Origin of the sequence: Pseudoalteromonas sp. P1-25 (assembly GCF_001401805.1) — a bacterium.
GTDB lineage: Bacteria > Pseudomonadota > Gammaproteobacteria > Enterobacterales > Alteromonadaceae > Pseudoalteromonas.
In genome coordinates this window covers 17,193-31,343 of the sequence record NZ_LKDW01000041.1, presented here as the reverse complement: position 1 = coordinate 31,343, position 14,151 = coordinate 17,193, and the positions used below count along the sequence as shown (strand labels likewise).

Genomic DNA, 14,151 nt, shown 5'->3' with positions numbered 1-14,151 from the left:
ACCGCACCAAATTTGCGATGGGTAAAGATGTAGTTGCTGTTGAGCAAAAACTTGAAAAGGTTGTCCCTAAAGAATTTAAAGTAGACGTATACCACTGGTTAATACTACACGGGCGCTATACTTACGTTGCCCGTAAGCCTAAATGCGGCTCGTGTATAATAGAAGACTTGTGTGAGTTTAAAGACAAAACTGATTAACTAGCAATGGGTTATGAAGTTTGTTATTAATAGTTTAATTAAAAAAGTGAGAAATGTTGCAACAAAATCCTATGCAATTAACTCACTACTAAATTAATTTAAAAGAATAGTGTCACGCTAATGATTCGAAATTTCACTGTAATCCTTCTTATATACTTTTCAATATTTTCAATGGCTTATGCAGTCGAGAAAAATACACAAAATAAGAATATAAAAGTGTCTGAAGTTGCAGATAACATCGTAATTCAATACCAACAAATGGGATGGTTTTCAGGAAATGTGCTGATAACGAAAGATAGTAAAGAGGTATTTTCATCTTCTTATGGTTTTCAGGATATTGAAAAAGAATTAAAGAACAGAACCCAAAGCCGCTTTAATCTTGGATCAATAATGAAAGACTTCACCAAAGTCCTAATTTTGAAACAGGTAGAAGCTGGAAAGCTAAAGTTAAGTGACAAACTCATTACGTTTGAGTTAGGCTTTAAACAGCTTCATGCCGAGAAAATTACAATTGAACATTTACTAAATCATAGGGCTGGATTTGCTGATATCTTTGTAGCTGAATATCGTGAGAATCAACTCGCGTTTGATACTCTAGACAAAAAACTAAAACTGTTAATAGACACCCCTCTCTTATTCGAACCTGATAGTGATTATAAATATTCAAACTACGGTTATATAGTGTTGGGTGTCATTCTTGAAAAAGTTACAGGCCAATCATTCGAAAAGTTACTTGCAAACAATATTTTCAATCCAGTTGGCATGTCATCAACAACCTTCAAGCCTATGAACTATCATGAGCACCAGTCGATACGATATACCTATAAGTACAATAATACGTTGAAACGAGTTGGTGTTACAGAACATCCCAGCCCGGATGGCGGTATTGAGTCTACAGCTATAGATGTTCAACAGTTTTATCGTGCACTCTTTTATACCGATAAACTACTAAAGAACTCTGACCATACAAATCGTAAGTCATTTGCAATGGATGGCTCCCACTGGGCCGCATATGGTGGAGGGTTGGGAGTGAGTGCTGCTGTTGAGGTTGATTTGGAAAATGGTTATGAAATTGTCGTCTTGGCCAATACCGATCACCTAATTGCAGAGCGCATTTCTGGCCGAATTTTGTCTTTTATTCAAAATGGTAAATATGAACCGATAAAGCCATTGGAAAAAAACTTTGCTTTCGAATATTACCAATCAAGTGGCCCAAAAGGGTTTGTTAAACACTTTAAGAAGACATACCGCGAGAACGGTTATAAGCAGTTTCTTGGTCGAACAATCAATGAATTAGGTATGGAGCTGCTTAAGTCAGAATCGTGGACAGCAGCGTTTGATATGTTTAAGTATTTGATATCCCTTTTCCCTGATGCGCCGCAAGTATACGATAGCTTAGCATTTGCTTACTTATCAAAAGGAGACTTTGAAATGGCGAAAAGCACTTTTCGTAAGTCGTTAGCAATTAAATCCGATTTTAAAAGTGATTATGTAAGTGACAATTATGGTCATAATAAGCAACTATAAGTACGTTTATCGCACAAAAATGACCGTCAATATGGGTATGCTGCGAGGCCATAGTTTAAAATAAAATCTATTTTCCTTATCTTTAGGCTGGCCGACCATTGCCGTAGACACGCATTTTTCGTGTTTCTAACTGCACCAAATTTGCAATGGGTAAATGTAGTTGCTGTTGAGCAAAAACTTGAAAAGGTTGTCCCTAAAGAATTTAAAGTAGACGTACATCACTGCCTAATACTACACGGGCGCTATACTTGCGTTGCCCGTAAGCCTAAATGCGGCAGCTGTGTATACCAATCGACTTAAATATTTAGTCATTCTAGCGAGCTAAATAAAGCGCTTGCGGCGTTATAAACTTCTCAAGTAGAACAACTACATGTAAAAATTATGCCTTGTAACCGCCCTATTTATCTGTCGCTATAAGTGACGAATAACTTAACACGATTGGTATTATTGAAGACGTGTGTGAGTTTAAAGACAAAACAGACTAACTTCGAATAACGATATTGTGTTTTTGAAAGTAAGACAGCTAATTATTTAGCTGTCTGTTGATTCTATACTATTGATAAATTGCGCTATATTCACTAAACGCTCACCGACAATAAATGCAATGGTGCATTTAACCCAAGGAGTTGCGATATTTGTGTAGTTTAGTTTAGCTAATACGCAGCCAGTGGCAATTAAAAGTAGTAGTGATGACACACTGTAAAACCAAACCATGTGTTGCTCTAGGTGTGCAAATAAGTCAATTTCAAATAACACATCAAACCCAATAAACACATAAGCCATATAAAAAGGGGCAGACATAAATAACAATTTAGTTAGTTGTAATTTATGTGAGCAAAGGCAATAAATGTCTTTTTGAACTTGGCTAATTGGCTTTGCATAATCAACGTTAGCCATATGCACTATTTGGCCAATATTACCCGCAAGGCCAACAATGGCAAATACAGCCAAGATTAAAGCAGATATTACAGGCGCTGAAACACTAACGTTTTTTGCAATATACTGGCCCAATAACAAAATGATAAAGAAGAAAGCTGCGCTTTCAATAATACGTGCCCATTTCATAGTATTAAGCTCTTTCATTTGTTTATTCAGTTTTGTTTCGCTCAGCAGTGATTGGTTTATTGTAATGGCCAATTCGTTAACACTATTTTGCTGCTGCCATGTGTTTTTAAAATTATCTAAATTCATACTAAGCCCCCTGTTTCTCAAATTGATTTTTTAGTGTTTCTTTAATTCGGCCTATTCGCGTAGCGACATTGGTTTTACTTATGCCTAAACTCGTCGCTATTCTTTCGTGAGGCTCCTCTTCCAAATACAGCAACATAATGGCTTTATTTAACTTATCGAGCTTTGCTATAAATTCATAAAGCTGCTTAACCTCTTCGCTTTTATCATCGTGCGCTGATAGGTCGGCTATGTGCACAATGCACTGCTCACTCTCATTGGCTTTATCTTCTCGTTTACTGTCTTTGCGGTAATAGGAAATTGCCACATTCAGCGCGATTCGGTACATCCACGTAGAAAACTTATAGTCTTTGTCGTAATTATCATAAGCAAGCCACAGGGTGGTGAGTATTTCTTGCGCTAGGTCTTGCCTGTCGTGTTGGTTTTGACAGTACGAGTTTACAACTTTATAGATAATGCCTTTATGCTGCTCCATTGTTTGAGCAAAGCGTGCTTTTTTATTAGTGTTCATGTAGGCATAAATCCATAATTTAAATTAATCTCTTCACGTAGTTGGCTCATCACAGTTTCATTGTGTTTAATTTCTAATGCATCTGTTTTTAAAAGTAATAAAGTGCGGCGCTTTGGCTAATGCAACACAGCCTGTACATATTTAAATATAAAGACTTTAGCTGCACTGTAATACTCACATAATCGTCTTATCTAGTTATTCGCAGTATCGCTGAAATAATCACAACTATTTAAAAAATAATTATTGGAGGGAGTAGTAAGCTAAGTAAGAGAGCAAAGCGAGGAGTTAGCTCTCTTTTCTGCCTGCTATTAAAAGCGCACTCCTAGTTAAAAGAATTTTTTAATATAGCAATAGGCGATGAGATAGAGCGAGAAAGATTTCACTTAGGTGAACACATAGTATCGATGGTTCCTTACATGAACTTACAAATAACAGTTCATGCACGTATGGATGAATCAGCTTTATTAATCAAAAAAGCAAATTGTTATATTTCAATTAATCTAAAAGATATTTGCTCATTTGAGCCAACTGAATATTTCGCACAGCCAATCGCGAAAGTAATTTTGGCCGATAATAAAAACTTAACTCCCGTACTCTATGTACCTTGGTCTGAAGAAATGGCGCTAACTCACAGTAAAGCTCATGGATAAACGCCTTTGTTTGCTTATCACGCCTTAAAGGTATTAAGCGTTACACTCTAAGACGATACTAAGATTTATAGCGGTTTAACTCTGATACTAAGTACGTACTTTTAAATACCACCAAATTAGAGGCGCCAGTATCACTATTTCAATACCAACATTTAGCCACTGTTTTGCTACCGAACCATCTAATATAATGCCAATAAGCCTTGCGATTAAAAGCCCTACAAGTAACGATGACAGTGTTGCGGCTATGGTAGCTTGCCAAGGTACTAGCTGATAATGAAATTGCAGTAATAAACCAAAACCAATAAATAACCCCCACCAAATTCTGCGCTCTACGGCCTTAAAAGTGTCGCTAGGGACGGGTTTATTGCTTATTAGCTCAGGGTTGGCAGCTAACACTATGCCAAAAATAATTAGCAGCGCACCAACAACCTTAAAAATAACTATATTATCCATGATTAATTCCTCAGGCTGGTTGCTTGATTAATCGCTTGATCAACAAGCTCCCCAGGTAACTCTTTTGCTTGACTCCACTGCTTTGGCGATTGCCCATACATACGCTTAAACTCTCTACTAAATTGTGATGAGCTCACATAGCCTACCGACATGGCCGCCGAACTTACGTTCATACCCGTTGCAATTTTCATCGCGGCGGTATTTAAGCGCATAGATTTAACAAATTGAATCGGCGACATACTGGTCGCATCTTTAAATTTTCGATGCAAAACGGCCCTACTTACGCCAATTTTTGCTGCCATATCGTCTATGGTTATGGTCTCATCTAATCGAGATACCAAATAATCAATTGAGCGTGCGATGTCGTTTCCGACGCCAAAGGCTTGGTGCACACTACTCCCTGCCTGTCCGTTTAATATGGCGAAATATAATTCTCGCAGTCGCCCTTCACCTAAAACTGCAATATCTACAGGGTTGCCTACAAGTTGCAGCAATCGTAATAATGAATCGCTGAAGGAGTCATCCCACGCTGCGAGTGTAAGCCCCTGTGTTTTGGGGGCTGATGCGTGTTTTTTTACGCCTTCTGCAGCCATGGTAATAGATAATTCGGTCATCACTTTTGTATCTAGCGATACAATAACGCCTAGCAAGGGGTTCTCAGGTGACGCCGTGGGTGTACCCGCTTCTACCGGCATAGACATAGGGCAGCACATATAATTATGTTCATCGTAAATAAAGTGCTTACCATCGAGTATGGCTTCTTTAGCGCCACTGACTATGGCAACAATACACGGCTCGTAAACCGCAGGTGCACAGCGCATAGCGTGCGTTACTTTAAACAGCTGAACACCTTTAATACCCGTTTCTATTAGCCCTTGGGTATAATTTTCATCGCTGTTTACTTCGTTAAAAGACAGCTTGTTTTGTATAAGTTGTTTAATCTGGTGTTTGCTCATACACCCATACCCTTTAAATATAGAATAATTCTAATCTAGCACCGCAAATACACATTCTCAATGCAATGATACAAATAGGCATATTTTAAAGAGGATATCGCCTAGTTACACCTAGTAGCGAGAGTTATATTACCTAACAAGCAATGTAGAACAATGTGCATAGCCCTGTACTGCATATTTATACTTAACTATTGATAGGAATTTAACTAATGAGCGCATCTAACCCATTTGGCCCTTCTGGCTGGACTCCCGACCAACTCAGTTCTTTAGTCGGTAAATGCTATTTAATAACGGGAGCAAATACAGGCGCAGGTTTTGAAGCAACCCGACTATTACTCGCTAAAGGCGCAAAAGTTGTTATGCTCAATCGTAACCCTTTAAAATCAGATGAAGCTATTGCTAAGTTAAAACAAGAGTTTGGCGATAATACTGAGGTGAGTTTTATAAAAATGGACTTAGCAGAGCTTGCCTCAGTGCGCCATGCAGCCAACGAGGTATTACAAACTGTGCCACACATAGATGCACTTATTTGTAACGGTGCGATTGCGCAGGTCGCGACTCAGCAATTTACTAAAGACGGCTTTGAAAGTCAGCTAGGGGTTAACCACTATGGGCACTTTTTACTGTGTGGTTTACTTTTTAACAAAATAGAGCAATCGAACGGACGTATTGTTGTGGTTGCCAGTGAAGGTTACAAAATGGGGCTTAAAACGATTCAATTTGATGACATGAATTGGAATAAAAACTACCACCCAAACAAAACCTACTGCCACAGTAAACTTGCACAAATGATGTTTGCCTATGAACTGCAAAGTAAAATAGCCGCCGCAAATAAAAATGTGCAAGTGTTTGTGTGTCATCCAGGTGCCGCTAATACCTCTCTTATTGGCGATAATGTTAACTTTGCAACCCGATTTACCTGGTCACTAATAGTCAAAATGGGCTTAGCGCAATCGGCAGAGCAAGGTGCATACCCTGAGGTTATGTGTGCCACCGAGCATAACCTAAAACAGCGCGCTTATTATGGGCCATCAGGCAGGTGGAATTGGAGCGGCCCTGTAGGTGAATGCACCCTTGAATCATTTGCTTTAGAGCAGCCTGTGCTAAGCAAACTATGGGCAGTCACTGAGCAGCAAGTCGCTTTTAAATGGTCAATATAGTGTCGCAAATAGAGTGCGTATGCAGGGGGAAACGTAATAAAAATATATTCGCAAGCCACTTAATACTTCTGCTTTTACTAACGGGCTGTAAAAGTACCGATAGTGGCCCTGTACAGTACAAAGCCAATGATGAGCTAGTTGTACTTGCCCATGGCTTAGGTAGAAGCGATTGGGCAATGCGTTACTTTGCCCAACAGCTTAAGCGTGCTCGTTATAAAGTATGTAGCTTAGATTATGCCTCTATAGGGCAAAGCGTTAAAGCCTTGCTTTTACAAACTAATAAACAAATAAACGCCTGTATTTCTAATGCGAATAAAATACATTTTGTCGGCCATTCCCTAGGAGGCTTAATTATTAGAGCCTACTTGCAAAATAACAGCGCGGTTTTAAACAGCAATAAGCTAGGAAATGTTGTGTTAATTGGCACACCCAACAAAGGCAGCGAATTAGCTAATCATTTAAATGGTTCATGGTTATTGCATATAGCCGGCGGTGTAAGCCAAGCTCTCGTTACTGGTGATAACAGCCTAGGCAACACGATAGATGAGCTGGACATTAATGTAGGTGTAATAGCCGGTACTAAAGCATCCGCGCTTACACAGCATTATTTTAATGGTAAAAACGATGGCTTAGTGTCTGTAGAATCAACCAAACTGAGTAATATGCGTGATTTTATTACCCTTGATGTAAGCCACACGGGAATGCGCTACAACCAACAAGTCATACAGCACACACTCAATTTTTTGCAAACGGGTGCATTTCCCCCCCCCACAAGAAGAACCACCGCCCTTTTTTAACTCCTAGCTGCGGCTAATTTAAGGTCAAAAAAAAGCAAGCCAAATGGCTTGCTTTTGAGCGCCCGTTCAAAGGCTACACACTCTCAACATACTTTTTAAAAACGGTAACTTGCACCCAGTGTAATACGACGGTCAGTTAAACCTTGGAAGCACAATAGTGCGCTTTCGTTTACACATGATTGGCTAATTTCAGACTCAGTAATATTTACTGCCTCTAAGCCAATATTTAGTTGTTCGTTCACATCATAGCTAATACTTGCATTAAGCTGGCCACGGTCTTCTTGTACCACAGGGAAACCCCATGGGAAGCTAGACGTACTACCGAAGTCATTTGAACGATACCCTTCACGCCACGTATAACGCATACGAGCTGACAGGCCAAATTTTTCGTAGTAAAGGGTAATGTTGTACGCATTTTCAGAAAGATTTAGTAAACCTTGAATTTCACTCACTTCAATACCGGGTGTACCTGTAGTTGCAGCAAATACACTACCCGCTCTTGATGTTGCGGTATTTTCGGTTTCACCACCTGAGAACTCTTGGATTGTGTAGTTAGCTAGCACACCAAAACCAGAAGCCCACCCAATGTCTTCTTCAAAGCCCGATAAGTCATATTGAAACGCAAACTCAATCCCTTTTTGGGTTGTTTCACCACTATCGTTTACTTTTGTTTCTGTACCAACACATACGCCACGACCATTTTCAGGGCCAAATACGTTTATATCTGCAATGGGGTTAAATATACCGCCGCCTTCACATGGATCTGTTAAATCGCGGTAGCCTGTTACAGGGTCTTCAACTGGCGATGTTAACTGATTTACATGTAAATCTTTGCGGGTTTTATGGAATATACCCACACTGACAACACTCGCTTCATCAAAATACCATTCAGCAGATAAGTCATAAGAAAGCACTTCTTCAGGTTTAAGCGCTGGGTTACCAAATTCAACTTCGTCATTTGGGCTTGTGCTGTAAGTAATAGAGGTAGATAAATCGTTATAATCAGGGCGACGTATATCTTTACCCACACCAAAGCGCACGAGTACATCTTCTGATACATCAGCTACAAGGTTTAAGCGTGGTAAAATAAAGTCATAGTCAGATTTATTAGTAATTCGGGTCACAAGCTCATTGCCACTGCCATCTTCTGTAACTGAGTTACCCGTAGACTCAACATCAGTTTGAATATAACGCACACCAATATTACCGCGTACCATTTCGTACTCAAAGTTAGCTTGTGCATATAGCGCATGGGTGATTTCTTCTATATCAAAAAAACCAGATGAGCTAGATGTTGGTGCATTTAATGTTTTGCTTGATCCATGCACAGTCATGGCGTTTTGTAATGTTGCAAGTACCGCATCAGGATCTGATGCAACAAGCTCTGGGTCAATTAATAAAAAGTCAGCAATGTATAACGAGCGACCATCAGCTTCGTTAAAGTTATCAGGACCTGCAACTAATAAATCAGCAAACAAATCACCGGTTGGGCTATCTGCCATTGTTCTTAGGCCAACGCTTGATGTAATTTCGTTTTGTTTGCTTTGCGATTTACTGTAACGGTAACCAAAATCAATAGAGGTTACGATTGAATCAGTGTAATAGGTTGAATCAATACGGAACGCATCTTCAGAGTTTTCAACCGTATCTTGACCAATATTTACATCGCGTAGCACTACATTCGCAGGGTCTAGTAGTTGTTCAACCGTTGGCGCGTACTCTGCACCTTCTGCAATGCCAAACGCTAAAGCACCACCCGATAAGTCATATTCAAATGGCACACTATTATCATTACCACCACCCGCATCTAACGGCACATTAGGGTTAATAAAGTTAAGCGTAGTATTAAAGCTAGGCGTAGTTGTATCTGAAGATGATGATGCAATTTCAGCACTTACAAACCACTTATCACCTTGCCATTCGCCACCGAGTCTAAAAATATTACTGTCGGTAACACGCGAGTTAGTATCGCTTGAAAAGCGAAGGTTAGGATCGTCATCATCATTTTCTAAATTAACCGGAATTACACCACGTAAGGCCGCTTGAATTGAGCCTAAGTTAGTTCCGCCCAATGAGCCTAAGTTTACGGTTTCAAATTCATCTGGCACAGAAATATCGTTAAGCGCACTTACACCCGATGCTTGTACACGAGAGCTTTCTTGGCGACGTTCTTGATCGTTAACCACCGCATCAAAGTAAAACTTTGTGTTATCGTTTGGCGCCCATTCAATAGTACCTACAAAGTTTTTAGTTTCGTATTCGTAGTTATCGTAATCTTGTACAAAAAATTGAATAGGTAAAAAATCAAAAGACTGTGCACTGGCTACACCGCTATCTGCAGTTATAATGTTATCTCTGTCAGCACGTGGGCGAAACGCCGTTACATCTTGCTCTGCGTAACTACCGCTCAATAACACACCAAATTTACCGTAATCACCTTCCCAGTTATCAGCAAAGGTACCTGAAAAACGAGGTTGTAAGCCACTATCTGTGCTTAAACTGCTACTTTCACCTTGTACTCTTATTGTCGCCAGCTGCTCACTTAAATGTAAAGGGCGAATGGTTTTTAGGTTAATAGTACCACCTACAGAGCCCTCTATTGTTTTCGCTTCAGGCGACTTTATTACCTCTAAACTTGAAATAATTGACGCTGAAACATCTTCAAAGCTTATACCACTTCGTCCAGATCCTGAGCCTACCGTTGATACACCATTAATTTCGGTGCGGTTAGCATCTGTACCACGTATTTGTACACCGGTACCTACACCCGCTTGACGGGTAATTTGGATACCCGTTACGTTTTCTAATACTTCAGCGAGGTTTTGATCAGGTAGTTTACCAATATCTTCTGACTGAATAATTTCTACTAAGCTATCTGCAGAGCGTTTTTCCGCCAGCGCATTAGTAAGAGATTGACGAATGCCAGATACTTCGATGATTTCTACATCATCTTCTGCTATTGGCTTTGCTTCCTGTGCGTGTGTGGGCATAGAAAGGTTTATTGCTGTGGCAGATACAACTGCTAGCGTAATTTTTGATAACTTGTGATTCATAGTTTTTCCTGTGTGTGTCAGTGCTATGTGTAACTCGCTATATATTTTTTATTAAACGCCTTACCATTTATCTAAATGGTTAACTTAATATTTACAGCAAAACACCAAAAGGTCAACCTATTGGTAAACCATTTTACGTAAAAAAAGCAGAAACACCCATTACCAATAAAGTAAAATTCGGCATGACAAAGTCACAAAAGTCACTTACCACAATATAACCACTTGTATTTAATGTGATTTTAAACATAAAAACAGTTTAAATTTGATACAAGGTTGGTTTAAAACTCATACAAATGGGCCAATATATTTTTTTAATATATGGTGGGTTGTTTTTAAATTTAGCTGGCTTTAAGGACTTAATTGGTCAACCAGAATAAAGGTAGTAGACTTTTGGCTAATTCAAAGAATGGGCGAAAGTGCGGTCTTAACGAAGCTAATTTAGTAATACATTATAAAAATCGAAGGGGTAATATTCGCCTTCTATATAAAAAACCCAACCAGTGGGGTGCACTAATTGGGTTTTAAACTGGGGAGCTCTTTAATTTATTACAGTTTAAAGCTCATTCCTAAGAATAAACGTGGGCCGTAGTCGTTTACTTCACCTAGGTTATCTTCCACAAAGAAATCTTGTGATTTAGGTGCACTGAACAAGTTAATAGCCTCAGCTTTAATTCTAAAATGTTTATTAATTTTATACGATGCGCGCATTTCCCAAACGCCTACGGCATCAACATAACGTAAGCGGGTACCATTACTGGTATACGGTTGGAAGTATTCACTACGGTATTTGTAAATAATGGCCGTATCAAAGTCACCTATTTGGTAATACAGTTGGCTACTAAATACATGCTCTGAGAAACCCGGCACCGAACCAGGTTCAATAATACCGGCAGTTAGTTGAGAGGTATTGCCATCTAGGTCGGTAACGTATGTATCGCCATATAAGCTATCTTCAAACTCAAAGTCAGTATCTGCAAAGTTATAGCCAAATTTTACACCAATACCATTATCCCAACGGTACGAGAACGAGGCTTCTAAACCCAGTATTTCGCTATCATTATCGGTTGTTACCGAGTTAGTCACTGGTAGTGATACCGTTTCACCGCCAACCACATAGTCTTCAATCACAGTTTGTTGCTGGAAGCCGCCTTGGAACTGTTTGTAGTATAGGCTTAGCGCTAAGATAGAATCTTCATTAGGGTACCATTCAAAGGCTAAGTCGTAGTTCCATGACATTAATGGTTGAGTATCAGGGTTACCAGAACCATCTACAGTTAATAAGTCAGAAAGCGATAACGCAACAGATTGATCGTCTGTTACAAAGTCGCGGTCATAGCCTAAATCAGATGGGTCAGCACGTGACATACCACGGTAAATACCCGCACGCAGTAAAATGTCTTCACTGTAATCAACTACTAAGTTAAAGCTTGGTAAGTATTTAGTATAACCACCGCCGCTTTCGGTTCTTTCTAGTGAATCCCCTTCCTCGAGGGTTACGGCGCCTGTCGTTTCATCTACATCTACAGTGTAATTTGTTCTAAAGCCTACCGATGTAACATCAGTATCAACAATACGCAGACCAAAGTTACCACGAATAAACTTACCAAATACTTCAGTGTCGTAGTTTGCCATTAAGTACACTGATGTGGTTTTTTCAGTAACATCTATGGTACCGGCATTTTCATACTCAACATCAGGGTAACCAAACTCACCTGTATAATCAGCGTCTGTAGCTGCTACAGCTTGAGAGAAACACACGTTATCGTACGTTGCCCACGAGGAACCTGTCCCTGAGCTTATTACATTACCGCTACTATCTATATTTGTTATTAAATCGCCATCAGATACGCTCGATAAAAAGTCAGATTCAGGGAAGTCAATTTGACAGCCTTGAAGTATCTCTAATGCGGAGTCATCACCTATGGTGTATTCATTACGAGAGCCATTACCTTGGCTACCACCAAACTGAGTGAAGCTTAATTCAGAAGCTCTAATACCCCCTTCAATACTGGTAAATATATCGCCCTCTAACGCGTAGTTAAAATCAATACGTGCCGATTTGATTTCGTTTTCACGTACATTTTCACGATCTAAACGCGTACGTAGGCTATCAGTAAAGTTAGAAATATCTGTTACATCAAAGTCGGTTAACGTGAAATGAGGAATTTCATCGCCCATATCCCAGCTAAATAAATTACGGTCTGCGGTTCTACCACGGTTAGAAATTTGTAGCTCTTCACGCTCAGTTTTTGAATACGCTAAATCAAGATTTACAGTAAGGCGATCAGTAAATGTGTGCTCAATATTAATACCGTAGCCTTGGTAGTTTTCTTCACGTGAGAATTGCTCACCCGCAGATTCAATACGCTCTTCACCTTCCCAATGTAAAATTCCGCCAACATCGTTAGTAACCAGTGTTGGGCCTGTTAAACCAGGCGTTGCGCGTTTTTGTAAAAAGATTAAATCGTGACGTGCTTCTTTTTGCGTTCTGTCAGAAATCTGTGCATCAAAGTTAATATCCCACTCAGATGACGGCTGGTATTGCATTGCAAAAAATATAGCGTCGCGCTCATCAGATGTTTCATTTTGGCGATAGCTGCGGCTACTGCCTGTCCAAGCGTATGGTGTGCCATCACTTTCGGCTTTACCAGTTTCTGGGTCTATTGCAGTTTGGTAACCTTGGTTATTGCTACCACTTACTTGGTCTTCACAGTCCCCCGCACTACCTCTGTAAAAGCCTTCATTGGTATTTGTCGGATCATTTAAACATGCCCAAAGTGAAGACCCTGATGGGCTTGAGCTTCTGTATTCGGCCTCTGGTTGGCTAATATCTTGTCGCTGTACACCAAAAGACACACCCACGGCTTGGCCATCGGCAAACTCAAATTGATCAACATAGCTAAACGTACCACGGTAACCTGTATCACTTTGCAATGAGTTTTCTACATTACTTTCATCGGGATTGTAGTTTAATTTAACCTCACCCTGAACTCGCTGCTTACCGTAATCAAGTGGACTTACTGTTTCAAGGGCTATTACACCTGCTACACCACCTTCAATCATTGATGCATCTTGTGTTTTATAAATAGCGATTTTTTTTACAAGCTCTGATGGAAACTGTGAAAAGTTAACAGAGCGGTCACCACTACCATTGGTCGCTTCACGGCCGTTAATATGAGTTGCACTTAAAAATGGACCTAAACCACGAATAGTAATTTCGGTAGCACCGCCGTTTTCACGGTGTGATGCAGCACCGGTGATAGACTCAAGCGCTTCACCAATTGAGAGCGCTGGTAAATCACCAATATCTTCGGCAGATAAACCATCAACAACGGTTGTTGCCTCACGTTTTATTGCAATTTGATCTTGTATGGTTCTACGAGTACCCGTAACGCTGATGATTTCTACATCTTGCTCTACTTCAGTCACTTTTTCTTGGGCTTCTTGCTGAGCAAAAGCATTAAATGACAATGAACCTGCCATACCAGCAAGTAAACTTGCTCTAATTAGCTTAGCAGCAGGTGAAAGTGCAAAATGATTACAAACAGAGCTGTTTGTAGAATGTTGATGCCTTCGATCCATTTTTAACGACATGCCGCGTTCTCCTTTATCATTGTGTGTGTTGTGCGTAGTTTGCTATTTTTATAAAAATTAATAAT

10 protein-coding genes and 2 pseudogenes are annotated in these 14,151 nt (G+C 39.8%); 6 read left to right on the top strand and 6 right to left on the bottom strand.

Features of this window, described 5'->3' with window-relative positions; translation table 11 throughout:
- The 3 genes and pseudogenes from AN393_RS18050 to AN393_RS20600 form a co-directional block, all read left to right on the top strand.
- Window positions 1–197, top strand: a pseudogene (locus AN393_RS18050) (endonuclease III); the annotation flags it as partial.
- 216 nt (window positions 198–413) lie between these two features.
- Window positions 414–1,724 (top strand): serine hydrolase, encoded by a 1,311-nt coding sequence (locus AN393_RS18045; protein ID WP_235576217.1) that lies wholly within the window; start codon window positions 414–416, stop codon window positions 1,722–1,724.
- 82 nt (window positions 1,725–1,806) lie between these two features.
- A pseudogene (locus AN393_RS20600) lies at window positions 1,807–2,024 on the top strand (endonuclease III); the annotation flags it as partial.
- Between the two features lie 231 nt (window positions 2,025–2,255).
- On the opposite strand, the gene AN393_RS18040 reads toward AN393_RS20600, so the two are convergent.
- Together AN393_RS18040 and AN393_RS18035 are read right to left on the bottom strand one after the other, a co-directional pair.
- The gene (locus AN393_RS18040; RefSeq protein WP_055018800.1) at window positions 2,256–2,915 is read right to left on the bottom strand and encodes a hypothetical protein; all 660 of its coding nucleotides are present in this window, start codon (window positions 2,913–2,915) and stop codon (window positions 2,256–2,258) included.
- A gap of 1 nt (window position 2,916) precedes the next feature.
- Window positions 2,917–3,423 (bottom strand): RNA polymerase sigma factor, encoded by a 507-nt coding sequence (locus AN393_RS18035; protein ID WP_055018799.1) that lies wholly within the window; start codon window positions 3,421–3,423, stop codon window positions 2,917–2,919.
- Between the two features lie 416 nt (window positions 3,424–3,839).
- Here AN393_RS18035 and AN393_RS18030 point away from each other — a divergent pair, with 416 nt between their 5' ends.
- On the top strand, window positions 3,840–4,073 hold the full coding sequence (locus AN393_RS18030; RefSeq protein ID WP_055016669.1) for a hypothetical protein: 234 nt from the start codon (window positions 3,840–3,842) through the stop codon (window positions 4,071–4,073).
- A gap of 87 nt (window positions 4,074–4,160) precedes the next feature.
- Here AN393_RS18030 and AN393_RS18025 read toward each other — a convergent pair whose 3' ends face one another.
- Window positions 4,161–4,526 carry a DUF4345 family protein gene (locus AN393_RS18025; protein ID WP_055016668.1) on the bottom strand — a complete coding sequence of 122 codons (366 nt, stop codon included), beginning with the start codon at window positions 4,524–4,526 and terminating at the stop codon, window positions 4,161–4,163.
- Window positions 4,527–4,528: 2 nt separating this feature from the next.
- The gene (locus AN393_RS18020) at window positions 4,529–5,482 is read right to left on the bottom strand and encodes an AraC family transcriptional regulator (protein ID WP_055018798.1); all 954 of its coding nucleotides are present in this window, start codon (window positions 5,480–5,482) and stop codon (window positions 4,529–4,531) included.
- A 209-nt stretch (window positions 5,483–5,691) separates the two neighbouring features.
- Here AN393_RS18020 and AN393_RS18015 point away from each other — a divergent pair, with 209 nt between their 5' ends.
- Together AN393_RS18015 and AN393_RS18010 are read left to right on the top strand one after the other, a co-directional pair.
- Entirely contained in the window at window positions 5,692–6,642 is a 951-nt protein-coding gene (locus AN393_RS18015; RefSeq protein ID WP_055018797.1) for an SDR family oxidoreductase, read from the top strand.
- Complete coding sequence (locus AN393_RS18010; protein ID WP_082422792.1) at window positions 6,630–7,439, top strand: alpha/beta fold hydrolase; 810 nt, start codon at window positions 6,630–6,632, stop codon at window positions 7,437–7,439. The genes AN393_RS18015 and AN393_RS18010 overlap by 13 nt, the downstream gene beginning before the upstream one ends.
- Before the next feature lie 95 nt (window positions 7,440–7,534).
- Here the strand turns inward: AN393_RS18010 and AN393_RS18005 are convergent, their stop codons facing one another.
- The gene (locus AN393_RS18005; protein ID WP_055016663.1) at window positions 7,535–10,492 is read right to left on the bottom strand and encodes a TonB-dependent receptor; all 2,958 of its coding nucleotides are present in this window, start codon (window positions 10,490–10,492) and stop codon (window positions 7,535–7,537) included.
- A gap of 546 nt (window positions 10,493–11,038) precedes the next feature.
- On the bottom strand, window positions 11,039–14,086 hold the full coding sequence (locus AN393_RS18000) for a TonB-dependent receptor (protein ID WP_055016662.1): 3,048 nt from the start codon (window positions 14,084–14,086) through the stop codon (window positions 11,039–11,041).
- Between the last annotated feature and the right edge of the window lie 65 nt (window positions 14,087–14,151).